Consider the following 22933-nt stretch of genomic DNA (forward strand, 5'->3'; position numbering starts at 1 on the left):
GCCCGATGAGCAATAAAAAAGTGCAGAAAATTGTCGTCTATCTAATGATTGCGGCTATGGTCGCTTCAAGTGTCCTTATTGGTTTAAGCGTATTTTTATAAGAAAAAAACAGTCCTTGGTGGACTGTTTTTTATATTTCCTCACAATGCTCTTCAAATTGGCCTTGCAAGTTGGTTACAACTGACATTGGGTCATGACCTTCAATCTCATAGCGGCCCACTTCAGCAACAAGCTTTCCATCTTTCAATAATGCAAAGGATGGGGACGAAGGCAGATGATCTTCACCGAATATCATGCGTGCGTATGCAGTCGCTTCCTTGTCTTGTCCTGCAAACACAGTGACAAGATGGTCAGGTCGTTTATCATAATGGATAGCATGTGCTGCAGCAGGACGAGCAATGCCTCCTGCACAACCACAAACGGAGTTCACCATGACAAGAGTCGTTCCCGGGCGTTTAAATGCCGCTTCCACTTCCTCCGGTGTTGTCAACTGTTCATAGCCGCTTGCTTCCATTTCTGACCGCGCTTGCTTCGTAATATCTTCCATATAGAAATTAAAATCCATAGTCATTCGAATTGGCCCCTTTCAAAATATATTTTCATCATAGCAGTTGGTTGTTACACTTGCAAAAAAGCGGATTAAAAGATTGGTTTTTTCATTCCATCGGAAGAATGGAATCTACAGCGCCGGCAACTGTCATTTCACCGGTGAGCAATTGTTTTTCAAGTTCCACTACGAGCTCTTTTTTCCCTTGCTGTGAAAAGAAACTATCGATCAACCGATCCCTTATCATCGAATGGAACCAATCTTTCGTCTGGGACTGCCTACGTTCATGCCAGACGCCGCTTGCTTCCATTTGTTTACGGAACTCTGTGATTGTTTCCCACACCGTTTCAAAGCCGGTACGTTCGAGCGATGATACGGGCAGCGCTGTCGTTGTCCAGCCAGGTGTTGCGGGTTGTAGGAAATGGAGAAGTTGGCGGTATTCCCTAACCGTTTTTTTCGCAAGCTTTAAATTGTCACCATCTGCCTTATGCACGATCATGCAATCTGCAAGCTCCATGATTCCTTTTTTCATGCCTTGCAGCTCATCCCCCGCACCCGTCAAAACGAGCAGCATGAAGAAATCGACCATTCCTCTTACAACGGTTTCACTTTGACCGACCCCAACCGTTTCAATCAGGATGATGTCATAGCCTGCAGCTTCGCAAAGCAGCATCGTTTCGCGAGTCTTTTTATGAACGCCGCCAAGTGTCCCCGATGAAGGCGAAGGCCGGATAAAGGCGTTCGGATGTTTCGCTAGCGCCTCCATTCTCGTCTTATCTCCCAAAATGCTTCCGCCTGTCACCGTTGAACTAGGATCGATGGCGAGCACAGACACCTTATGTCCCGCTTCCGCTAATTGGAGGCCGAACGATTCGATGAAAGTGCTCTTCCCAGCGCCAGGGACCCCTGTCACGCCGATCCGAATGCTATTCCCCGCTTTCGGCAACAGCTTGCGCAGCAACTCCTGTCCTGCTTTCTGATCTTGAACTGCCCGGCTTTCCAATAGTGTGATCGCTTTGGAAAGATACAGCCTCGATCCTTTGCTGATTTCCTCGTACATTCCATCGATGTCGATCGTCTTTTCTTTCTTCACAAATCTTTTGCGTTTAGGGGCAACCATTCCATCATGCCGTGACTCAATGCCGTTCATTACATGCATTGCACTGTCATCCTGTAAACGTTTCTTCTTGTTCACTCCGTCACTTCCTCGTAACCGAGAGCTCTGTAAATGTCCTCTATCACTTTCTGTGCAGCGACTGGTATGACTGTCCCAGGGCCAAAAATCGCCGTCGCGCCATTCTCCCTGAGGAAATTATAATCCTGTGCAGGAATGACTCCGCCGACAACGATCAGAATGTCTGCCCTTCCAATTTTCGAAAGCTCATCGCGCAATGCCGGAACGAGTGTTTTATGCCCCGCGGCAAGCGAACTGACACCGATGACATGGACATCATTTTCCGCCGCCTGCAAAGCTGTCTCTTCTGGAGTCTGGAATAAAGGACCGATATCCACATCAAATCCTAAATCAGCAAATGAGGATGCAATTACTTTCGCTCCTCGGTCATGGCCGTCCTGCCCCATCTTAGCGATAAGAATGCGGGGGCGTCTGCCTTCATTGTCCAAAAACTCGTCTGCCATCGCCTTCACTTCTTCAATCTCTTCCGCGTTGGAGAAGTTGGAGCTGTAGACACCGCTCACAGAACGAATCACCGCTTTATGCCTCCCTGACACTTTCTCGATTGCGTCGGATATTTCACCTATTGTTGCCCTTGCCCTGGCAGCATTCACGGATAACGCCAGGAGATTTCCATTTCCGTTGCGTGCCGCCTCAGTCAACTCTTCCAAAGCCGCAGTAACCTTCATTTCATCCCGCATACTTTTCATGTGTTGGATGCGATCGATCTGTTTTTGGCGTACAACTGTATTGTCAATTTCCAATATATCGATAGGCTCTTCCTTTTCAAGCCTATACTTATTCACACCTACGATCGTTTCCGAACGGGAATCGATTTTCGCTTGGCGCTTGGCAGCAGCTTCTTCGATCTTCATCTTCGGCAAACCGGTTTCAATCGCCTTCGCCATTCCGCCCAAGTCTTCGATTTCCTCGATCAGTTCCCATGCTTTTTCCATAAGATCGGCGGTCAGCCTTTCGACATAATAAGAGCCGCCCCACGGATCGATTGTCTTCGTCATATTCGTTTCTTCTTGCAAGAACAATTGCGTGTTCCGGGCAATCCTTGCCGAGAAATCCGTCGGCAACGCAATCGCTTCATCGAGCGCATTTGTATGCAAAGACTGTGTATGGCCCATAGCGGCTGCATTCGCTTCAACCAATGTTCGCGTCACATTGTTGAAAGGATCCTGCTCCGTCAAACTCCATCCTGACGTCTGGGAATGCGTACGCAATGCAAGAGATTTAGGGTTGGACGGATTGAAGGACTGCATCATTTGTGCCCAGATCTTTCGCGCCGCCCTCATTTTTGCAATTTCCATGAAATAATTCATGCCGATTGCCCAAAAGAACGACAGACGCGGCGCAAATGAATCAATGTCGATGCCTGCCTTCAAGCCGGTACGAACATACTCAAGCCCATCTGCCAATGTGTATGCAAGCTCGATATCCGCCGTTGCCCCCGCTTCCTGCATATGGTAACCCGAAATTGAAATGGAGTTGAATTTCGGCATGTTTTTGGATGTGTACTCAAAAATGTCGGCGATGATGCGCATCGACATTTCCGGCGGAAAAATGTATGTGTTCCGCACCATATATTCTTTTAAAATATCGTTTTGAATCGTGCCCGCAAGCTGCTCAGGGGACACACCCTGTTCCTCCGCCGCAACAATGTAAAAAGCCATGATTGGCAAAACAGCGCCATTCATCGTCATTGATACGGACATTTGGTCAAGCGGTATACCGTCGAAAAGGATTTTCATGTCTTCAACGGAATCGATTGCGACTCCTGCTTTTCCAACGTCTCCTGTCACACGGGGATGATCGGAATCATAACCACGGTGTGTCGCCAGGTCAAACGCTACCGAAAGTCCCTTCTGCCCCATCGCCAAGTTCCTTCTATAAAACGCATTACTCTCTTCTGCCGTTGAGAAACCGGCATATTGACGGACAGTCCATGGTCGCGCGACGTACATTGTCGGGTATGGACCTCTCGTATTCGGGGCGATACCCGGCATGTCATTCAAATGAGCAATGCCTTCTACATCTTTAGTTGTGTAGCTTGATTTGATCGAAATACCCTCATTCGTTAGAAAAGGCGTTTCGTTACCGGAAGGATTTACAGCTGTGTTCAGTTTGCTTATATCAACTTTATTGAAGTCAGGTTTATTCATTCCCGGGTCCCTCCCTGCCACGAAGTCAGTACGCTCTGCAATTTCTCTATTTTGTTCTGGCGATTGAAAATCATACCGTTAAGGCCGAGTTGCTTCCATTTGTGCATTGTATTTTGGTCGATTTTCCCCGCCACGTCCAGCATGATATCCGCCGGCAGCTTTTCAAGGAGACTTTCCATTTCAGCCGATACAATCTCATCTTTGCCGCAGACAATTGCGTAATCGGGCTTTTCAGTATCCAGCCATTCGACTGCCTGCTCAACATTTTCGAAAGCAGGGCTCCAACTGCTCTTAATCCCGCCGGAAGCCAGGAAACTAGTTACGAAATCCGCACGAGGCTTAAAGTCTTTCAATTTGCCGAATGTCAATAGTACCGTTTTCGGTTGATTTTCACTGAATGATTGACGGAGTTTTTCAAAAGGTTCAGACAAACGAGCGATTTGATTAATACCACCCCATTCATCAAAGTTCGTCGAAGTAAGCTCAGCGTACACATTCGTACCGATAAGCGACCGTTTACCGGTAGCAATCTCGTTTTGAAGTTTTAAGAAGTTTTCCTCCAATCGGCCGCTTGCAAGGAATGGATTGATACCGCCCTTGCTCTCAATTTCCAAAAACAGCTTCCAGGACTTTTCGACAAGCTCTTCCGTCAGTTGTTCAATAAAATAAGAACCTCCTGCCGGATCAAGAACTTTTTCCACATGTGCTTCTTCTTTTAAGACTAGTTGCATATTTCGGCTATTCCGTATTGAACTCGCATTTGGACCGGTCAGTATATTATGCGGATGCGCTTGTATAACATCGGCTCCCCCTAAAATAGCGGCAAATGTTTCATTCCCTGCCCGAAGCATGTTGACGTTCGGATCCAGCTTTGAAAAAGAACGCAAAGATGTAACAGCAAACACCGGAATAAATGGGGGCTCGTTGACACCATAGGCTTGTGCGAATGCTTGCCATAACACACGGAATGCCCGCAGCTTAGCGATTTCCATGAAAAAATGTGTGTCAATTGGAAGGCGGACGAAAAAGTTGTCTGCAAATGCTTGGAAGCTTTCGGAACTTGAAGCGATCCGTGAGGCTTCGGACAATGCAATCGCTAGTTCAGTTACCGCATCAGCTCCGTCATGATGCGCTTTCCATAAGTCCGCACCTGCAGTCCGGATGTTGTTATAACCGACAGGAACAGTCCAATCAGCCACCTGTATGATTCCTGTTACTGACTCCCGAACTTCATGATGTACAAAATCGAATGCCCTTAAAATTGCGTCATCTTTACGTACGTTGAAATAAAATACAGGGAATTTTGCTATGAATGAAGATAATTTTTGCAGCTGGTCATCAGTCCAGTTGAATGGATGTTCACCATCATACACAATGGCTTCATTCCCTTTTTCGATCGATTCCTCCAATTGTTCTATGTAGTCTGCTCCGTCACTAGCTATCGTCTGTTGCGCAATGATCCATCCTGCATTCCGTTTAGACGATCGAACTACGGAAGCGCCATCAAAAGCTTTCCTTTCATAATAAAGCGGCTGAAGATCTATGCCTTCTAATGTTTTCGTTGTTAATGCTTCATACGGTTTCCCTCTCAGGGAATTAACAGCAAGTTCTTTCCATTGATTGAAATCCGCTTTTTCAAAGGTCGTTTTTTTCATATTATCAATTGTCAACTTGGTTGCTCCTTTCGTATTGAGCATGCGCGGTCGGCTTCACTGGGACTTCTCCGACTGGGCCAACCTTAAAAATGGAAATACATCAAATACTTCTTCAACTACTTCTAGTTTACCTGACTGGCCAACTGTTTGAAAGCGCAAAAGGGGCGTAGATCAAGTCGATTGGAATCCCGAAAAGAAAAAGCCGCCCCTCTTTACTAGAGGGACAGCCATGCATTTCATCAATAAACAGATGTGTTGTCTGCTGAAATGTTCTCAAGGATTTCCTTGACCCGTGCAAGGAAACGGCCAGCCACTAAACCATCAAGCACGCGATGGTCGAGTGATAGACAGAGGTTTACCATGTCACGGACTGCGATCATACCGCCGTTCATGACAACAGGGCGCTTGACGATCGATTCGACTTGCAGGATTGCTGCTTGTGGGTAGTTGATAATACCCATCGATTGGACCGAACCGAATGAACCTGTGTTATTGACGGTGAATGTCCCGCCTTGCATCTCATCGGACTTCAGCTTGCCAGAACGCACTTTGGATGCTAGCTCATTGATGTCGCGGCCGATGCCTTTAATTGTTTTTTCGTCGGCATGTTTAATGACCGGCACATAAAGGGCATCTTCGGTAGCTACTGCGATGGAGATGTTGATATCTTTTTTCTGGATGATCTTATCCCCCGCCCACATTGAATTCATCATCGGGAATTCTTTTAAGGCTTGGGATACCGCCTTCACGAAGAACGCGAAGTATGTGAGATTGAAGCCTTCCTTCTGCTTGAAATCATTTTTCAAGGAGTCACGGTACTGGACAAGATTCGTTACATCCACTTCAATCATCGTCCACGCGTGAGGCGCTTCGTGTTTAGAACGAAGCATATTCGTCGCTATTGCACGTCGCACTCCCGTAATCGGAATTTCGATATCACCCGCGGCAGTTGGAACTGATGCTGGTTCCGCCGGCTTGCTTGCAGGTGCACTTTGTACAGGAGCAGATGTTTGCTGTTCAACATTTTTCGGCGCCTGTTCGATTTGCACCGTTTCCGCAGTTGGAATTTCACCGCTATCAATAATTCTTTGGAGATCTTTACGTGTGATGCGTCCTTCTTTACCTGAACCCTGGACAAGTGAAAGGTCAATATTATTTTCTTGCGCCATCCGCATGACCGCTGGAGAGTAACGCGCTGCTCCTGCTTCACGTTTAATCGGCGCTGCAGGTTTTTGTGAGCCTGCTGCAGGCATTTCATTAGCCGGTTCTTCTTTTGCAGGAACAGCTTCCACAGGTGCTTCCGTGCCGCCTTCCGTTTCAATCGTACAGACGACGATTCCAACTTCTACGGTTTCACCTTCCTGTACGATGATTTCCTTTATCGTTCCAGCAAATGAGGACGGTATTTCAGCAGTTACTTTATCCGTATTCACTTCTGCCAAAGGGTCGTACTTATTGACAGTGTCACCCGGCTTTACTAACCACTTTTCAATCGTTCCCTCAGTAACACTTTCTCCAAGCTTCGGCATTTCGATTTTTTCGATTGTCATATCATAACCCTCCTTTCCAATTAAAATTCTGCGAGTTCACGTGCAGCTTTTTCAACTTTATCCGGGTTGACCATGAAGAATTTCTCCATCGTAGGCGCGTATGGCATTGCCGGGATATCCGGACCCGCAAGACGCCTAATCGGTGCATCAAGATCGAATAGGCAGTTTTCTGCAATAATTGCAGATACTTCACTCATGATGCTGCCTTCCAAATTGTCCTCCGTGACGAGCAACACTTTCCCCGTTTTCGAAGCCGCTTCAATGATCGCTTCTTTATCTAACGGATAAACGGTGCGCAAGTCTAGGATATGAGTGGAAATTCCATCCTCAGCCAATCTTTCCGCCGCCTGTAAAGCGAAGTGTACACAAAGCCCGTAAGTGATAATTGTAATATCATCCCCTTCACGCTTCACGTCCGCTTTTCCGATAGGCAATACGTATTCCTCTTCAGGCACTTCCCCTTTGATCAATCGGTATGCACGTTTATGTTCGAAGAATAGAACCGGATCATCATCACGGATCGCCGCTTTCAACAACCCTTTTGCATCATAAGGAGTCGAAGGAATGACGATTTTCAAGCCTGGTGTGCTTGCGAACATGGACTCGACTGATTGGGAATGATATAAAGCGCCGTGGATTCCGCCGCCGAACGGAGCACGGATCACGATCGGACAAGACCAGTCATTATTGGATCGATAACGGATTTTTGCAGCTTCAGATACGATTTGGTTCACAGCTGGCATAATGAAATCCGCAAATTGCATTTCAGCGATTGGACGCATGCCATACATTGCGGCTCCGATCCCAACGCCGGCGATTGCGGATTCAGCAAGCGGCGTATCGAGTGCGCGATATTCACCGAATTGATCGTAAAGGCCGGTAGTCGCTTTAAAAACGCCGCCTTTCCTTCCAACGTCTTCTCCAAGAACGAATACATTTTCGTCTCTTTCCATCTCTTCTTTCATGGCAAGTGTAATTGCATCAATATACGAAATGACGGCCATTATTCGTTCCCCCCTTCTTCTTTATAAACATGGCGAAGCGCATATTCTGGTTCTGCGTATGGTGCTTTTTCGGCATAGTCAGTCGCTTCATTGACGATTGCCATGATACGTTCTTCCATTTCTTTTTCATATGCTTCATCGATGACGCCTGCTTCGCGTAAATAAGAAGCAAACTTAGGAATCGGATCGAGCTTTCTTTCGTTTTCAAGCTCCTCAGGATCCCTATAAAGACGATGATCGTCGTCTGAAGAGTGGGCTGTCAATCGATAGCAGATTGTTTCAACAAGGCTTGGACCTTCCCCATTGCGCGCGCGATCAGCAGCTTCCTTCACTACCCTGTATACTTCAAGCGGATCTGTCCCGTCTACAGTTACACCCGGCATTCCGTATCCGATAGCGCGATCGGAAACATTTTCACAAGCGAGCTGTTTTTCAACTGGCACCGAAATGGCATACTTATTGTTTTCGACCATAATGACCGTAGGTAATTTATGGACGCCTGCAAAGTTCATCCCTTCATGGAAATCACCTTGGTTGGAAGAGCCTTCCCCTAAAGTGACGAATGTGATGAAGTCTTCATTTTTCATCTTCGCAGCTAATGCAACGCCGACCGCATGCGGAAGTTGCGTTGTAACTGGGGATGACCCAGTCAAAATGCGGTTTTTCCGTTGTCCGAAGTGACCGGGCATTTGGCGGCCGCCCGAGTTCGGGTCTTCCGCTTTTGCGAATGCCGAAAGCATCAATTCCTTTGGTGTCATTCCAAAATGGAGGACAACGCCCATATCACGGTAATAAGGTGCAATCCAATCTCTTTCCTTATCAAGTGCAAACGCAGCGCCAGCTTGGGCCGCCTCCTGTCCTTGACATGAAATGACAAACGGGATTTTACCCGCACGGTTCAATAGCCACATACGCTCATCCAAACGTCTTGCCATAACCATCGTTTCATATATTTCCAATACGTCTTCATTCGTCAATCCCAGCTCTTCATGACGTGATTTAGTCATGTTTGAAACCCCCTTCTTTTCCAAATCAAAGGATCGGTGTTCCATTCACACGGACAGCCGATGCCGATTAGTTATATTACATATGAATTGCAATACCATCAACTGCAAGGGACGCTTCCCCCATCACTTCAGAAAGCGAAGGATGTGGATGGATTGTTGAAGCCACTTCCCATGGAGTCGCGTCAAGGACCATTGCGAGACCGGCTTCGGAGATCAAATCCGTTACATGCCCGCCAATCATATGGACACCTAAAATATCATTTGATTTTTTTTCGGCGATGATTTTGACAAACCCGTCAGCATTGCCATTGACAAGCGCTTTCCCGATTGCAGCAAACGGGAACTTGCCGACTTTGACGTCAAATCCTTGTTCTTTAGCCTGAACTTCCGTTAGACCGACACTTGCGGCTTCGGGACTTGAATAGATGCATCGGGAAATGTTCGTATAATTGATTGGTTCTGTCATGTGTCCGGCGATATGTTCCACTGCAGCGATTCCTTCATGGGATGCCACATGTGCCAGCTGAAGTCCACCTATACAATCACCAATTGCGTAAATGTGATTTTCTTTCGTCTGGAATGTCGGCCTCGTCTGAATAAAACCGTTTTCAATTTGAATTTCCGTGTTTTCAATGCCAATTCCTTCAACATTAGCTTGCCGTCCTACCGAAACAAGCATCTTTTCAGCAGTGAATTCCTTCATTTCACCTGAAACGTCAGCAGAAATCGAGACAGAGTCCTCCGTTTTTGAAAGACTGTCCGCCGCCACTTTCGCTCCTGTTACGAACGTAATTCCCTTTTTCGACAGCAGCTTTTTCATTTCTTTTGAAATGTCTTCATCTTCCGTAGGGATGATCCGATCTGCATATTCGATCACCGTGACATCGACCCCGAAATCATTCAGCATCGAAGCCCATTCAATTCCAATGACGCCGCCACCGACAATGAGCATTGATTTCGGAAGTTCGGTCATTTGTAAAGCACCATCCGAGGAAAGAACTTGCTGTTCATCAATTTCCAATCCGGGTAACGTGCGAGGTCTGGAACCAGTTGCGATGATAAGGTTTTTCAGGATTAGCATTTCATTTTCTTCTCCGTTATTCATTTCAACGGAAATCGTCCCTGGCATCGGGCTGAAGATTGACGGACCTAACATGCGGCCATAGCCTTCGTAGACATCAATTTTCCCTTTTTTCATCAATCCGATGACACCTTTGTGCAACTGTTGAACAATTTCTTCTTTCCTTGCTTGGACACGCGCGAAATTCAATGAGGCGCCGCTCGTATCGACACCGAAATGGGCTGCTTCATTTTTCGTCATTTGATAAACTTCCGCACTTTTCAATAAGGCTTTGCTTGGAATGCAGCCTCTATGCAAACAAGTCCCGCCGAGTGCATCTTTTTCAACGAGTGCTGTCTTAAGTCCCAATTGTGCGGCTCTTATTGCGGCAACGTATCCGCCGGTCCCTCCGCCTAAAATCACTACATCGTATTCGTTCGCCATAAGTATTCATGGCCTCCTATTCGCTATCCATCAAGCCGGATAGGTTTTTGCTTGCTCTTCTCCGTTCATGACTCGCAGAGCGCCTTCAGCAAGGGCTTGCAATTCGTCTTCACCTGGATAAATGATAACCTCGGAAATCCATCCGACACGTTTTTTAATCATCTCCACATATTCCTTGCCGTATGCGAGACCGCCAGTCAATAAAATCGCATCGACCTTGCCTTCTAGCACTGTAGCGGCGCTTCCGATTTCTTTTGCAACTTGATATGCCATTGCTTCATAGACTAAAGCCGCCTCTTCATCACCGGCTTCTATCCTTTTTTCAACAGTGACAGCATCGTTCGTGCCTAAATAGCCGACAAGTCCGCCTTGCCCGACCAATTTCGCCATGATTTCTTTCCGGTAATACGTACCTGAATAACATAGATCGACCAACTCGCCAATCGGGACAGTTCCGGAACGTTCGGGACTGAATGGCCCGTCGCCATGCAAGCCATTATTGACATCAATTACCTTGCCCTGGCAGTGAGCCCCGACCGTAATGCCGCCTCCCATATGTGTGACGATTAAACGGAGATCCTCATAACCTTTGCCCACTTGCTTCGCATATCTTCTGGCAACCGCTTTCTGATTGAGAGCGTGAAAAATCGATTTTCTGCTTATTGGTGCAAACCCTGAAATTCGGGCTATCGGCTGCATTTCATCGACGACTACAGGGTCGACGATGAATGCAGGGATATTCACTTCAGAAGCAATCTCATGTGCAAGGATGCCGCCAAGATTAGAAGCGTGCTGTCCGGAAAAACCTTTTTCCAAGTCGTTGAGCATCGCTTCATTGACGATATATGTACCGCCCGAAATGGGTCGGAGCAATCCTCCTCTTCCACAGACGGCATCCAAATCCGACGGCTGAATGCCGCAAGTTTCCAAAGAGGAGAGGATGGCGTCTTTCCGGAAATCGTATTGATCGATGACAGAAGCGTATAGTGCAATTTTATCCGCTTGATGCCTCAATGTGTCCTCAAAAATGATCTGATCATTAGCGTACACACCGATTTTCGTTGATGTAGATCCGGGATTGATAATGAGAATCCGGTAACTTTTCTTTTGCACGGCCATCCTCCTCTCGATCGGCACCTGTAAACTAATGATTTTCTATGATGTTTTATTTTTTGCGAGAAAGGACGCTTTTTTCATTTTGCAGGAACTGGCCGCGTGATTTCGCAACTCTGGCAATACGTTCTTCAGCTAGACGGTCCGCTGCGACATAGGACGGGATATTGTCACGCTTGGAAATCGCAAAAATCTTTTCAATCGTATCGTAAATTCCAGCGACGCGTTTCAATGCACGTTCCCGGTTATAACCTGCTAGTTCATCTGCCACATTGATAACGCCGCCAGAGTTGATGACGTAGTCAGGTGCATAGACGATGCCCATTTCATGGATCGTATCTCCGTGCTCTGGATTTTTCAATTGGTTATTCGCTGATCCTGCAATCACTTTCACTTTCAATTGAGGGATCGTTTCATCGTTGATGATGGCGCCTAATGCACAAGGTGCGAAAATATCTGCGTCTTGTGAATAGATTTCGTCCGTCTCGACAGCAGTTGCACCAAACGCATCAACCGCACGTTGAACCGCTTCTTTATTAATATCCGTGACAATCAGCTTTGCGCCTTCTTCATGCAAGTATTCGCAAAGCGTGTAAGCGACGTTGCCAACGCCCTGTACAGCGACAATTTTGCCTTCTAGGGAGTCGCTGCCGAATGCTTCTTTTGCAGCTGCTTTCATTCCTTTATAAACGCCAAATGCCGTCACTGGTGAAGGGTTGCCCGAAGATCCGAACTCCGCTGATACGCCGGTTACATAATCCGTTTCCAAATGAATCAAGTCCATATCCGCTTCTGTCGTGCCCACGTCTTCGGCAGTAATATATCTTCCGTTCAATCCTTCGATGAAGCGTCCGAACGCACGGAACATCTCGTCATTTTTATCCGTTTTTGGGTTGCCGATGATGACTGTCTTTCCGCCGCCTAGATCCAGCCCAGCCGCCGCGTTTTTATACGTCATGCCTTTCGCCAGACGGAGTGCATCCTCGATCGCTTCCTCTTCACTTGCATACGTCCACATCCGTGTACCGCCTAGTGCAGGTCCGAGTGTCGTATCGTGGATTGCGATGATTGCCTTCAACCCTGAAGTTTTGTCCTGACAAATGACCAGTTGTTCGTAATCGTGAGTTTCCATATATTTAAAAATTTCCATGATGTAGTTCCTCCTCCGGAAAAGTCCGTTTTAGTTTTTGGATGTTTGGATGGCTAACGCCAATGAATAAAGCTTAGTTTCTGCACTATCAGATCGCGATGTCAATACGATCGGTGCACTTGCACCTTGTATGATTCCGCCGACCTTCGCTTTCGCAAAGTACATAAGCGATTTATATAAGATATTACCTGCCTCGATTGAAGGCACTACGAGGATGTCCGCAAGTCCGGCAGTTTCGCTCGTTATCCCTTTATGCCTTGCGGAATCGATGGACACCGCATTATCCAACGCAAGTGGGCCGTCAATGATGCAATTCGTTATTTGCCCTCTTTGATTCATGACGACAAGCGATGCAGCATCCGTAGTCGGCGTCATCACCGGATTAATCGTCTCGATTGCTGCAAGCGGAGCAACAATTGGCATGTCGACGCCGCACGCATTTGCTGCTGCAACCGAATTCCTTATGATTTGTGCTTTCTCTTCCAAGTTCGGAGCGATGTTCATGCCAGCGTCCGTCACAAAAAGCAACCGATCATAGCCTTCCACTTCAAAAGCCGCTACATGGGAGAGGACTTTACCTGTCCGTAACCCATACTCGCCGTTCAATACAGCTTTCAGGATGACTGCAGTCGGCAGGTTGCCTTTCATCAGCACTTGCGCATGCCCGCTTGAAACGGCGCGTACGGATTTTTCCGCTGCCTCTTCCTTGCTGTTAGTATGAAATAGTGTGATAAAAGGATGTCCTTCCAGTTCAGGGAAGTGTTCTTTTATCGTCCGATGCATTTTTTCTTCATCATCAAATAGAAGAAAAGATGCAATTCCTTTCATAATTGACATTTCCACTGCCTCTAACACTTCCGAATCCGCAGCGCATGCCACGGATACGACTTGCGTTCCGGAAGCAGCCGTTCTTTCAACTAAAGCGTCCAGTGTCGACATTTCAGCAGCCTCCTTTAGATGAGTTTATATTTCTCCATTTTGTAATATAAGGAACGCAATGAAATGCCTAGACGGTTCGCTGTCAATGATTTATTTCCGTCATGTTCATCCAACGCCTTTTCGAGCACAGTCCGTTCGTAATCATCCATTACAGAGGCCAATGTGCTTTTTTCAGGAAGGACATCTTCGCCTGCTTTCACTTCATTCGTGAAAAGGGACCTTCTTATATCTTCTTCCCCGATGACATCTGATCCATGCTTCATAAAAATCATTGCACGGCTTAAAACATTTTCAAGTTCCCGGACATTGCCCGGCCATTCGTAGCTTTGAAGCCTACGTATCGCTTCTTCCGATAATCTTTCCACATTCATGCCAAACTCCTGATTCAACTTCTTTAAAAGATGAAGTGCAACTTCCGGGATATCCGTCTTCCGCGTTCGCAATGGCGGAATTCGGATAGACAACCGAGTCAGCATATAATAGAAATCCATGTTGAATGTACCTTCATGGATTGCCTTTTCAAGGTTTTTGGATGATGCCACGATGATCCGTGCACTCTCGGAAGAATATTGGCTTACAAAATACTCGAGGAGCCGAGATTGGACCGATAATGGCAAACTTGTCACTTCGTCCAAAAAGAGAGTTCCTTTTCCGGCTTCCTCAAGCAAGCCTGCCCTTAGACTTTTTCCTGGATCCTGTTCTACGTTTTCCCCGAAGATCTCTTTTTCGATTACAGCCGGATCAATCGCTCCGCAGTTCAGGCGGATAAACTTATTGGACTTTCTGTCGCTCCCGCTATGAATGGCGTTTGCGAACAACTCTTTCCCTGCTCCCGCTTCTCCGCGCAACATGACCGGGATATCCGATTTCGAGGCGATTTTTGCCTGATCAATCGCAAGGCCGATATCCGCGGAACTTCCATGGATATCATCGAATGTACATGTCGACTCCAATTTCCTTATCGTTTGTCTTGCCCAATCCAATTCTTTCATCAAACTGCGCATTTCGGTTATGTCATGAATGACACCGATGCTGCCCTTCACTTGCTGATCGACGATAATAGGGGCAACATTCACGATGACATCCCGATTATCTTCCCCGATCCGCATATTGACGCCTCTGACCGGTTTTTTTGTCTTCAACACTTTCATATGAATGCTTTCACCTTCATTGATGTCGACCGATGCGGGTTTTCCGATGACCTCATCTTCAGTTAAGCCAGTGATCCGCGTATAAGCCGGATTGACAAGAATTCCATTCCCTTTTTCATCGACAACTGAAATTGCGTCATCACTTGAATGAATAATTGCCTCCAGCATCGTTTTCACTGATTTCAAATCGGTGATTTCTTCGGCGAGTTTGATCATCTCAGACATATCCTTGAATAATGCAAACGCGCCAAACGTCTCCCCTTCCGCCGAAATAAGCGGATACCGGGAACTGACGATTTTCACACCATTCGGCAGGATCATTTCATCATTCACTTCGGGTTGACCGGATGAAAGCACCCTGACCAATTTGCTGTCAGGTATGATTTCAAAAATCGATTTGCCGATCGCTTCGAAATCAGAAACTTCCAACATCGTGCAAGCGCTTTCATTAATGAAATCGATTACACCTTCATGATTAATTCCAATCATGCCTTCATCAATCGAATTAAAAATGTGACGCTGCCTATACATTTCCGTTTGAATCTTTTGGATGAACTGCTTATTTTCATTCAAGAGACCTACTAGAAGATTCGCGACTGAGCCGGGAATCAATAACGTATTCATCTTAACATTTTTCAGCAATTCATCAAAAACCGCTTTCTCACCTGTTACATCAAATACAATCTGGACATCATTTGTCAGGAACGGCTTCCAATCGGTGCCGTGCGAGATTCCTAGATTCCTGGCAATGGTTAGCCCTGGTGCCTGTTCATCAATGTCGACAATTGCCGACACATTCATGAATTTCGAGTTCAAGAGAAGGTTTAGTATGTTCGTGCCACCAGACCCAGCTCCAACAATGAGTACATTTTGCAAGGATATTCATTCTCCTTTTAGCACCATGCAATCTTTTGCAAATCTATTTTCATCATACACGATTGCACTGTTCTTGACAATATTTGTTGTGCGGGTAAAATTAACTTTGGTAAGGAGACTGATATTATGGCACGTATGGCGGCATTTGTCGTTCTTTTGATTCCTATTCTTATCACTGCAGGCGGCATTAAGCTCATGCGTGATTCACTTTTCGGAATCCAATTCAATCCTTTCCCTTTCATCTGGCTTCAATTCACGGTTGGCTTCCTCATGTTCGGAGCGGGCCTCGCATTCTTTGCAGGTTTTCTCCTACGCCGTGACCGCCGAAAGGGACGGGTACAAGATCGATTCAAATAAATCATTGATACGAATAAAGGACATCGGCTATTTGGCCGATGTCCTTTTATTATTTAAATCTGTCTGGAAAATCCGTTATCCAGCCGTCGATGTATGCAGGCGGTTGGAGAGCGATTGCCTCCTTGCCCGTAACCCCATAGACTCTCAATCTTTTTCCGCTGGCAATCATTGCGCCAATATACGGTTCTTTCAACAAACGTTTATGAAAGTTGAAGCCATTTACGAAATCGTACTTTTCCAAGTGATCCCAATCCGTTGTTTTTGCTTTTACAAGTAATGCCGTTTCAAGAAACGGAGCCATCGCTTTTACCTTCATTAGAATTTCAGGATCGAATGAAGACAAATGGACATCATCCAAAAGCATAGCCATATCGATAATTTCACGCAAAAATTCCGGCCTTTCGGAAACAGTCTCTTTTAACTCAATGTTTAATGCGAGTCGATTCAATTCACAGAATGAAACGACCTCCCGCAATGTCGGTATGCGATGCCCTTTAAAGCGCCTGAAAAACTTGCTGCCGATTTTCACACTTTGCAATTCACTGAAATGGAGGGCGGAAACGCTTTTCCGGATTCCTGCTATTCTGTAAAGATCCGCGTCATGCACCACAACAGGTACTCCGTCAGCTGTCAATTGAACGTCCAATTCAATTCCGTCTGCACTTTGCCTTGCAGCTTCCTTGAATGCACGCATCGTATTTTCAAAACAGATACCTGAAGCACCCCTATGCGCGAATACAATAGGTTTAGACATTAAGGACTTTGTCGACAACTTCGAAGACACCTTTCGTCGTTTTATTCAGCAAGCTTGATTTTGAGCCGATTTGAATGATGACACCTGGATATGCCTCTCGCGCAACTTCAATTTGCGGCGGCTTTGCAGTTTTTATTTTGTAGAGGCCTACTTGGATCTCTCGGTCCAGTTCAAACATCTTATCTCTGCTGGCTTGAAGTGCTTTTTGTAATTTATCATATGCATCTGCCTGCTCTCCGCGCAACTGACTTGAAAGCCCGCCATCAATTACAGCTAATTGCGTTTCAACATTTCCGGCTGTTTTTTGCAGCTCTTTCAATTCCAAAGCCATTTGTTGTATTTCCTGATAGATCACATCTTTATCGATCCCCTTAGCGTACAAATGGGTTGTCCTTTCATGTGTATTGCCGGCGAATCCGCATTCAATCCTGTAAAGCGCTTCAATCCGACCACCGATGATTTTCCCCCTAAGTTTATCTACCAAAACCGTTTCGCCGACTACGTCTGAGCCCAATATGTATAATCCCACATTGATGTTTTTCGCGAAAAGCCTGCAATTGTTTGCATGCTTGATGTACATATCTCCACTTGCCTCAATGAGGGAAATATCCCCGCCGAAGACCCCACCCTTAATATAAAGATCCCCTTCAGACGAACAGATCTCCTTGGCATTCGTCACACCTTCATTCCCCTCAATCGAAATATCACCGGTTGCATTCACAGAGTATCCCGCTATGACAGTTCCATATACTGTCACTGCTCCGTCAAATGTAATTGAACCTGTTTCAGGACCGACGTCACCGTTAATGATCAAATGTTTTCCGACACTTACATTGTCATCAACGAATTCAAGGGCACCGCCGAAAAGGGCGCGAAGCACGATCTTCCCCTGTTCAACCACTTCGACAACAGATTTTCTATCAAATCGAAGCTTTGCATCATTTCCTCGTACTGCAGCCACGTTAATCCCGAAAACATCTTTTCCCGGTTTGCCATCGGTGGGCGGTATTTTCTCGCCTAACCAATCGCCTTCTTCTACATGTGTAACAAAATTCATTTCATAGTAATCCGCCAGGCCATCTTCCCGAATCACAGGCTTTTTCTCAGGCTTTTCGATATATGTAATTTGGGCGTCATCGCCTTTTTCAGGTTCCCGGCCTACAGCCGCCAAGATCGGAGTTCCTGGGTACAACTCATCCTCTGTCAGGTTAGTTATGCCAAAGATGACACCATGATCATCCAATGATTTTCTAATTAAATGGAGCAGTCGGGGCTTCTCTGTTTGAAATTCGGTTATCGTCATATTCATAATGACTTCTGCTTTCATGTGATCCGGAGATACGATCACTTCGATAAGAGGTAAATAATAACCGATTTTATGTCCATCCCCAACTTCCGTGAGCGCTTTTCTTAAAGCCGGAAAGGAAGCTATTTTGATTCTTGGGTGTTGATTCGTAATCATATCGAATGATTTTAACGGAAATCCGGTTTTTTTCAAGTCGATTACAACATCTTCTTCTATTACGTACAAGTCAAAAAAATCATTCTGAACTAGCAATTCGACACCTCTTTTACTCAACTCATCTCCCCTATTATAAAGTTTAAATAATATTTCCACAATAGGAGATGAAAAAAGCACCGCTGCATACACGGTGCCGAGTAAGAAAATTATTTAATAATAACAGTTAGCTTGCTACGTGCTCGAGACGGATCTTATCCGCAATCATTGCAATGAACTCAGAGTTTGTAGGCTTACTTTTCAAATGATGGACTGTATAGCCGAATGTTTTTGAAATAACGTCGTAATTTCCTCGATTCCAAGCCACTTCAATCGCATGCCGAATTGCCCTTTCCACACGAGAAGGGGTTGTTTTGTATTTCTCCGCAATGTCCGGATAAAGAATCTTCGTTACGGAACCAAGCAGATCGACGTCAGTGTAAACCATTTGAATTGCCTCTCTTAAAAATGCATATCCTTTAATATGGGCGGGAACTCCGATTTCCTTTATGATCGAAGTAATCGTATTATCGAGCGCCCTTTGTGTCATCGTTGTATCTGCTTCAACTTGTTTTTGAACGATTGGCCTTGAAGTTTTTGCAGTACCTGAAATTTGGAAGATCTGTGAAACCAATCTGTCAAATTCAAATGGTTTCAACATGAAATAAGAAGCGCCAAGGCTTCCCGCCTGCGCCATGACATCCTCTTGCCCGAATGCGGTCAACATAATGATGTGCATATCCGATAATACTGGATCCGTTTTAATCGTATCCAAAACAGCAATCCCATCCAAATGCGGCATGATAATGTCTAAAAGAAGAAGATCCGGTTTATTTTCCTGCAGCATAGAAAGACATACTTTCCCATTATGCGCTGTCCAAATCACTTCCAATTCAGGGTGTTGCCCGAAATATGCATCCATTGTGCTAACCAGTTCCTTGTTATCGTCCGCTATTGCAATTCTTACTTTCCCCATCCAATTTTCCCCCTACTCGTTTTTCATCCATTACATTTATTCCCATGAATCTATTATTCGCATGAAAACGTTTTGCTGTAAAGGAAAAATTCGACAAACATTTGAACAATCCTCTTGTTTTTCGAAAAATGAAACTTACGGATTACGGTTTCGTCATTATTCGACGAAATTCAATGGAAAAACCGATCCGTGCCCGGATCGGCTATTCCATTTATTTTCGTCTTTCACCGTCTCGCATCGTCACTAAAAACAAGCCCGCGCCTTTTTTCGGTTCGTCGACAAACATATGAGTGACCGCTCCGACGAACTTTCCATTTTGGATAACAGGGCTGCCACTCATTCCTTGTAAGATTCCACCGGTGGCTTCCAGCAATTTCGAATCGGTTAAGATGAAATGAAATTGCTCCTCCTCAACGTCAGTGATTCGGATGGAGAATTTTTCGACTTCCGTCCCTTTTACTGTAGTAAAAATTTCCGCTGCCCCAGCCTGTAATTCCGTGGGCTGCATAATTTCGAGAGGTTCAGCTAACACTTTCTTGTAAGCATCGTTCCACGTCCCGAAAATCCCGTATACTCCATTTTTTTTGATCGTTCCTAAATATTCTTCATCGTCTACAATAGAGGAGATTTTGTATCCTGGAGTTCCTGGTACACTTTTCTTGATCTGTTCAATTTCTGAAAGGTAGATCGCGCCATGTTTAAAAGGAGGTGGTGATTTCAAGGAGCTGTCGACGATTTGGTGGCCTAGGGCTCCGTAAGTGCCTGTCTGCGGATCTACATAGGTAAGTGTCCCGGTTCCTTCCGTTCGGTCTTTGAGGAAAGGCAGAAGGCGTTTCACCGCATCTTTTTCCGCCAGCACTTCAACCGCTGCACCTTTTCGACTGATATTCATGTGGATTTTCTCTTTCTTCGCTTTCATCATGGCGTGTTCAAAATCGCCAAGACTTATGATGTCCGTTCCATTAAGTCGGACGATTGAATCGCCTGCCTTAAGCCATTGTTCATTGTTAACCAGTACATCATTCGTAACGAAAATACCCGACAAATCCATTTGAATACCAATTGAATGGCCCATCGGAATAACCCGGTCACCGGATGAAGCTGAAATATCATGTTGGAACGGCAGGAAAAACAACAGCGTGGCAAACGAAGTGGATAACATCAGTCGTTTACTCCATCCCATGGTTCACCTCCTCAACTGAAAGATACTATTGGTATGTCCGTTCAGGTGAATCTTATGAAAGGTTAAATCATGAAAAAAAACGCATACATAATGTATGCGCCTAAACCCGGAAGGCAATTTTCCGTTCGTCAGCCATTGTCAATAATTCATTGGCATGCTGCAATGTCAGTGAAGTGATTTCCGCTCCCGACAGCATTCTTGATAATTCCTTTGTTCTTTCCAAGTCGGTAATTTCGACAACTCCTGTCGTTGTCCGATTCCCTTTCACTTCCTTCTTGATAAGCAAGTGATGGTCAGCCATTGCTGCAACTTGTGGAAGATGCGATATGCAAAGCACTTGCGAATGAGTGGCGATCATCGCGATTTTATCCGCTATGGCTTGGGCAACGCGTCCGCTTACTCCCGTATCAACTTCATCGAAAATGATGGATGTTACTCCTTGGTGCTTGGAGAAGATTGTTTTCAACGCCAACATGATCCTCGACAATTCGCCTCCGGATGCAATTTTCACAAGCGGTTTCAATGGTTCTCCCAGATTTGTTGAAATGAGGAAGAACACTTCATCAAAACCATTGCTGTCATAACTATTCGACGCTTTTCGATCGATGGAAACCTTGAAAGTCGACTTCTCCATGTGCAGCTCTTTCAGTTGTTGCATAATCGCTTCCTCTAATCGGACTGCCGCTTCTTGTCTGATAATGGATAATTCATTCGCTTCCACTTCTAGATCTTTTTCAAGCTGAGCGAGTTTTTCCTGTTCTTGGCCAAGTCTTTCATCCCGATTGAGCAGTTGGTCAAGATCGTCTGCAATTTTCTCCCGGTAAAGGAGGATATCTTCTATCGTTGCGCCGTACTTCCGCTTTAGCGATACAATCATTGCGAGTCGATCCTCGACCACCGGCAACCTTGTAGGATCATACTCCATACGGTCAATGAGGCTTTTCAATTCATGTGCAGTATCTTGCAATGAATAAAAAGCGCTTGAAATGATTTCCGAGTGGGATTCCAGATCCTTGTCGATTGAAGCTGCGTCTTCCAAATCACTCATTGCGGATCCCACCCAGTCCAATGCATGGTTGTCGCCGCTGATCGACTCATATGCAGTGTTCAAACGTTCAAAGATCCTGTTGAAATGTTGAAGTTTCAGCTTTTCGTCTTCAAGCTCCTCCTCTTCCCCGATGACCAGTTCAGCACTGTCAATTTCTTTAAGTTGGAAGGAATAAAGATCGATGCGCTGCGCCACTTGCTGTTCATTCTCATTTGCCGTTTCAAGCCTGCGTTTCAACTTCGTGTATTGACTATAAATATCGGCATAGTTGCCATGCGCTTCGGCCAAAGGGACTCCCGCAAATTGATCAAGCAGATGGATATGCCGCTTTTCATGCATCAATTCCTGATTATCATGTTGTCCATGAATATCTATCAATTGCGAACCAATTTCCCTTAAACTTGCAATCGTTACTAGTTTGCCATTTACCCGGCAAGTTGTTTTGCCATTCGCGTTCAAATCGCGTCTTAGGATGATACTGCCATCCTCGCATTCAATGCCGAATTCAGAGAGTTTTTCAAAGACAGGATGATGCTCATCATCGATTGTGAACATCCCCTCCAATTCAGCCTTTTTTGCTCCATGTCGGATGAATTCCTGCGAGCCCCTGGCACCGGCAAGAAGCTGAACGGCATCAATGATGATGGACTTTCCAGCACCTGTTTCACCAGTCAGGACAGTCAGTCCTTCTTCAAAAGTCACTTCGAGATGCTCTATGATGGCAAAATTATGAATGGAAATTTCACTTAACATTCAAGTATGCACCTCCTTCATCGAACGTTCAGCTTATATGAGAGCTAATAGCCTGTCTTTCACTTCAACCGTCAAAGACTCATCCCTGCAAATGATCATGCACGTATCATCTCCGCAAATCGTTCCGAGCATTTCATTCCATCCCAAGTTATCGATGAGAGAGCCGACTGCATGCGCATTTCCAGGCAATGTCTTAAGGATGATGAAATGACTCGCGCTGTCAATACCGACGAATGCATCCGTCAACATCCGGCTGAGTTTTTCTTCTGTGTTGTATTTATGGACAGGCGGCAAACTATATTTGTAACGACCGTCAGGCAATGGGACTTTGATCAGATGTAATTCTTTAATATCGCGGGAGACTGTTGCTTGTGTTACGTCCACTCCTGCGTTTTTCAATTTATCGACGAGCTGATCCTGGGTTTCCACTTCTTCATGTGTAATGATTTCCCGGATGCGCAGATGCCGTTGTCCTTTATTCAATACGATTCCTCCCATGCTTTTATTCACACCTTTCTTTTGG

20 protein-coding genes are annotated in these 22933 nt (G+C 45.6%); 2 read left to right on the forward strand and 18 right to left on the reverse strand.

Annotation, left to right across the window (positions count from 1 at the left end; translation table 11 throughout):
- Positions 1-5 precede the first annotated feature (5 nt).
- Positions 6-101 carry a stressosome-associated protein Prli42 gene (prli42, locus tag ACFPTP_RS09640; RefSeq protein ID WP_381444018.1) on the forward strand — a complete coding sequence of 32 codons (96 nt, stop codon included), beginning with the start codon at positions 6-8 and terminating at the stop codon, positions 99-101.
- A 29-nt stretch (positions 102-130) separates the two neighbouring features.
- Here prli42 and ACFPTP_RS09645 read toward each other — a convergent pair whose 3' ends face one another.
- The 12 genes from ACFPTP_RS09645 to ACFPTP_RS09700 all read right to left on the reverse strand — a co-directional run bounded on the left by ACFPTP_RS09645 (position 131) and on the right by ACFPTP_RS09700 (position 15841).
- Positions 131-571, reverse strand: coding sequence for a BrxA/BrxB family bacilliredoxin (locus ACFPTP_RS09645; protein ID WP_381444020.1), 441 nt, complete (start codon positions 569-571; stop codon positions 131-133).
- 85 nt (positions 572-656) lie between these two features.
- The gene (gene meaB / locus ACFPTP_RS09650; protein ID WP_381444240.1) at positions 657-1706 is read right to left on the reverse strand and encodes a methylmalonyl Co-A mutase-associated GTPase MeaB; all 1050 of its coding nucleotides are present in this window, start codon (positions 1704-1706) and stop codon (positions 657-659) included.
- A 32-nt stretch (positions 1707-1738) separates the two neighbouring features.
- Positions 1739-3892, reverse strand: coding sequence for a methylmalonyl-CoA mutase (gene scpA, locus ACFPTP_RS09655; RefSeq protein ID WP_381444024.1), 2154 nt, complete (start codon positions 3890-3892; stop codon positions 1739-1741).
- Positions 3889-5562, reverse strand: a complete 1674-nt coding sequence (locus ACFPTP_RS09660; RefSeq protein WP_381444027.1) for a methylmalonyl-CoA mutase family protein — start codon at positions 5560-5562, stop codon at positions 3889-3891. The genes scpA and ACFPTP_RS09660 overlap by 4 nt, the downstream gene beginning before the upstream one ends.
- Positions 5563-5786: 224 nt before the next feature.
- Positions 5787-7097, reverse strand: coding sequence for a dihydrolipoamide acetyltransferase family protein (locus ACFPTP_RS09665; protein WP_381444029.1), 1311 nt, complete (start codon positions 7095-7097; stop codon positions 5787-5789).
- 20 nt (positions 7098-7117) lie between these two features.
- Positions 7118-8101, reverse strand: a complete 984-nt coding sequence (locus ACFPTP_RS09670) for an alpha-ketoacid dehydrogenase subunit beta (RefSeq protein ID WP_381444031.1) — start codon at positions 8099-8101, stop codon at positions 7118-7120.
- Entirely contained in the window at positions 8101-9108 is a 1008-nt protein-coding gene (locus ACFPTP_RS09675; protein WP_381444033.1) for a thiamine pyrophosphate-dependent dehydrogenase E1 component subunit alpha, read from the reverse strand. The genes ACFPTP_RS09670 and ACFPTP_RS09675 overlap by 1 nt, the downstream gene beginning before the upstream one ends.
- A gap of 76 nt (positions 9109-9184) precedes the next feature.
- Complete coding sequence (lpdA, locus tag ACFPTP_RS09680; RefSeq protein WP_381444036.1) at positions 9185-10612, reverse strand: dihydrolipoyl dehydrogenase; 1428 nt, start codon at positions 10610-10612, stop codon at positions 9185-9187.
- Between the two features lie 30 nt (positions 10613-10642).
- Positions 10643-11725, reverse strand: a complete 1083-nt coding sequence (buk, locus tag ACFPTP_RS09685; RefSeq protein ID WP_381444038.1) for a butyrate kinase — start codon at positions 11723-11725, stop codon at positions 10643-10645.
- A 52-nt stretch (positions 11726-11777) separates the two neighbouring features.
- The gene (locus ACFPTP_RS09690; RefSeq protein ID WP_381444041.1) at positions 11778-12875 is read right to left on the reverse strand and encodes a Leu/Phe/Val dehydrogenase; all 1098 of its coding nucleotides are present in this window, start codon (positions 12873-12875) and stop codon (positions 11778-11780) included.
- Positions 12876-12905: 30 nt separating this feature from the next.
- Entirely contained in the window at positions 12906-13814 is a 909-nt protein-coding gene (gene yqiS / locus ACFPTP_RS09695) for a phosphate butyryltransferase (protein ID WP_381444044.1), read from the reverse strand.
- Positions 13815-13828: 14 nt separating this feature from the next.
- A complete protein-coding gene (locus ACFPTP_RS09700) occupies positions 13829-15841 on the reverse strand; it encodes a sigma 54-interacting transcriptional regulator (RefSeq protein WP_381444046.1) in 2013 nt (670 codons plus the stop codon).
- A gap of 126 nt (positions 15842-15967) precedes the next feature.
- Between ACFPTP_RS09700 and ACFPTP_RS09705 the strand changes: the two genes are divergently transcribed.
- Positions 15968-16198 (forward strand): DUF2627 domain-containing protein, encoded by a 231-nt coding sequence (locus tag ACFPTP_RS09705; protein ID WP_381444048.1) that lies wholly within the window; start codon positions 15968-15970, stop codon positions 16196-16198.
- A gap of 49 nt (positions 16199-16247) precedes the next feature.
- On the opposite strand, the gene ACFPTP_RS09710 is transcribed toward ACFPTP_RS09705, so the two are convergent.
- The 6 genes from ACFPTP_RS09710 to ahrC form a co-directional block, all read right to left on the reverse strand.
- Positions 16248-16970, reverse strand: coding sequence for a glycerophosphodiester phosphodiesterase (locus tag ACFPTP_RS09710; RefSeq protein ID WP_381444051.1), 723 nt, complete (start codon positions 16968-16970; stop codon positions 16248-16250).
- The gene (locus ACFPTP_RS09715) at positions 16945-18531 is read right to left on the reverse strand and encodes a DUF342 domain-containing protein (protein ID WP_381444053.1); all 1587 of its coding nucleotides are present in this window, start codon (positions 18529-18531) and stop codon (positions 16945-16947) included. Before ACFPTP_RS09715 ends, ACFPTP_RS09710 begins: the two co-directional genes overlap by 26 nt.
- Before the next feature lie 106 nt (positions 18532-18637).
- The gene (gene spo0A / locus ACFPTP_RS09720) at positions 18638-19426 is read right to left on the reverse strand and encodes a sporulation transcription factor Spo0A (protein ID WP_381444057.1); all 789 of its coding nucleotides are present in this window, start codon (positions 19424-19426) and stop codon (positions 18638-18640) included.
- A gap of 211 nt (positions 19427-19637) precedes the next feature.
- Positions 19638-20609 (reverse strand): SpoIVB peptidase S55 domain-containing protein, encoded by a 972-nt coding sequence (locus ACFPTP_RS09725; protein ID WP_381444059.1) that lies wholly within the window; start codon positions 20607-20609, stop codon positions 19638-19640.
- Positions 20610-20709: 100 nt separating this feature from the next.
- Positions 20710-22410 (reverse strand): DNA repair protein RecN, encoded by a 1701-nt coding sequence (gene recN, locus ACFPTP_RS09730; RefSeq protein ID WP_381444061.1) that lies wholly within the window; start codon positions 22408-22410, stop codon positions 20710-20712.
- Between the two features lie 33 nt (positions 22411-22443).
- Positions 22444-22893, reverse strand: coding sequence for a transcriptional regulator AhrC/ArgR (gene ahrC, locus ACFPTP_RS09735; protein WP_381444064.1), 450 nt, complete (start codon positions 22891-22893; stop codon positions 22444-22446).
- Positions 22894-22933: the final 40 nt, after the last annotated feature.

It is taken from the genome of Sporosarcina koreensis, assembly GCF_042655825.1.
Taxonomy (GTDB): Bacteria; Bacillota; Bacilli; order Bacillales_A; family Planococcaceae; genus Sporosarcina; species Sporosarcina koreensis.

What these genes read in the sequence shown, in the direction of transcription:
- prli42 (WP_381444018.1), top strand. Translation starts at nt 6, where the DNA reads ATGAGCAATAAAAAAGTGCAGAAAATTGTCGTCTATCTAATGATTGCG.
- ACFPTP_RS09645 (WP_381444020.1), bottom strand. Translation starts at nt 571, where the DNA reads ATGACTATGGATTTTAATTTCTATATGGAAGATATTACGAAGCAAGCG.
- meaB (WP_381444240.1), bottom strand. Translation starts at nt 1,706, where the DNA reads ATGCATGTAATGAACGGCATTGAGTCACGGCATGATGGAATGGTTGCC.
- scpA (WP_381444024.1), bottom strand. Translation starts at nt 3,892, where the DNA reads ATGAATAAACCTGACTTCAATAAAGTTGATATAAGCAAACTGAACACA.
- ACFPTP_RS09665 (WP_381444029.1), bottom strand. Translation starts at nt 7,097, where the DNA reads ATGACAATCGAAAAAATCGAAATGCCGAAGCTTGGAGAAAGTGTTACT.
- ACFPTP_RS09670 (WP_381444031.1), bottom strand. Translation starts at nt 8,101, where the DNA reads ATGGCCGTCATTTCGTATATTGATGCAATTACACTTGCCATGAAAGAA.
- ACFPTP_RS09675 (WP_381444033.1), bottom strand. Translation starts at nt 9,108, where the DNA reads ATGACTAAATCACGTCATGAAGAGCTGGGATTGACGAATGAAGACGTA.
- lpdA (WP_381444036.1), bottom strand. Translation starts at nt 10,612, where the DNA reads ATGGCGAACGAATACGATGTAGTGATTTTAGGCGGAGGGACCGGCGGA.
- ACFPTP_RS09690 (WP_381444041.1), bottom strand. Translation starts at nt 12,875, where the DNA reads ATGGAAATTTTTAAATATATGGAAACTCACGATTACGAACAACTGGTC.
- yqiS (WP_381444044.1), bottom strand. Translation starts at nt 13,814, where the DNA reads ATGTCGACACTGGACGCTTTAGTTGAAAGAACGGCTGCTTCCGGAACG.
- ACFPTP_RS09705 (WP_381444048.1), top strand. Translation starts at nt 15,968, where the DNA reads ATGGCACGTATGGCGGCATTTGTCGTTCTTTTGATTCCTATTCTTATC.
- spo0A (WP_381444057.1), bottom strand. Translation starts at nt 19,426, where the DNA reads ATGGGGAAAGTAAGAATTGCAATAGCGGACGATAACAAGGAACTGGTT.
- ACFPTP_RS09725 (WP_381444059.1), bottom strand. Translation starts at nt 20,609, where the DNA reads ATGGGATGGAGTAAACGACTGATGTTATCCACTTCGTTTGCCACGCTG.
- recN (WP_381444061.1), bottom strand. Translation starts at nt 22,410, where the DNA reads ATGTTAAGTGAAATTTCCATTCATAATTTTGCCATCATAGAGCATCTC.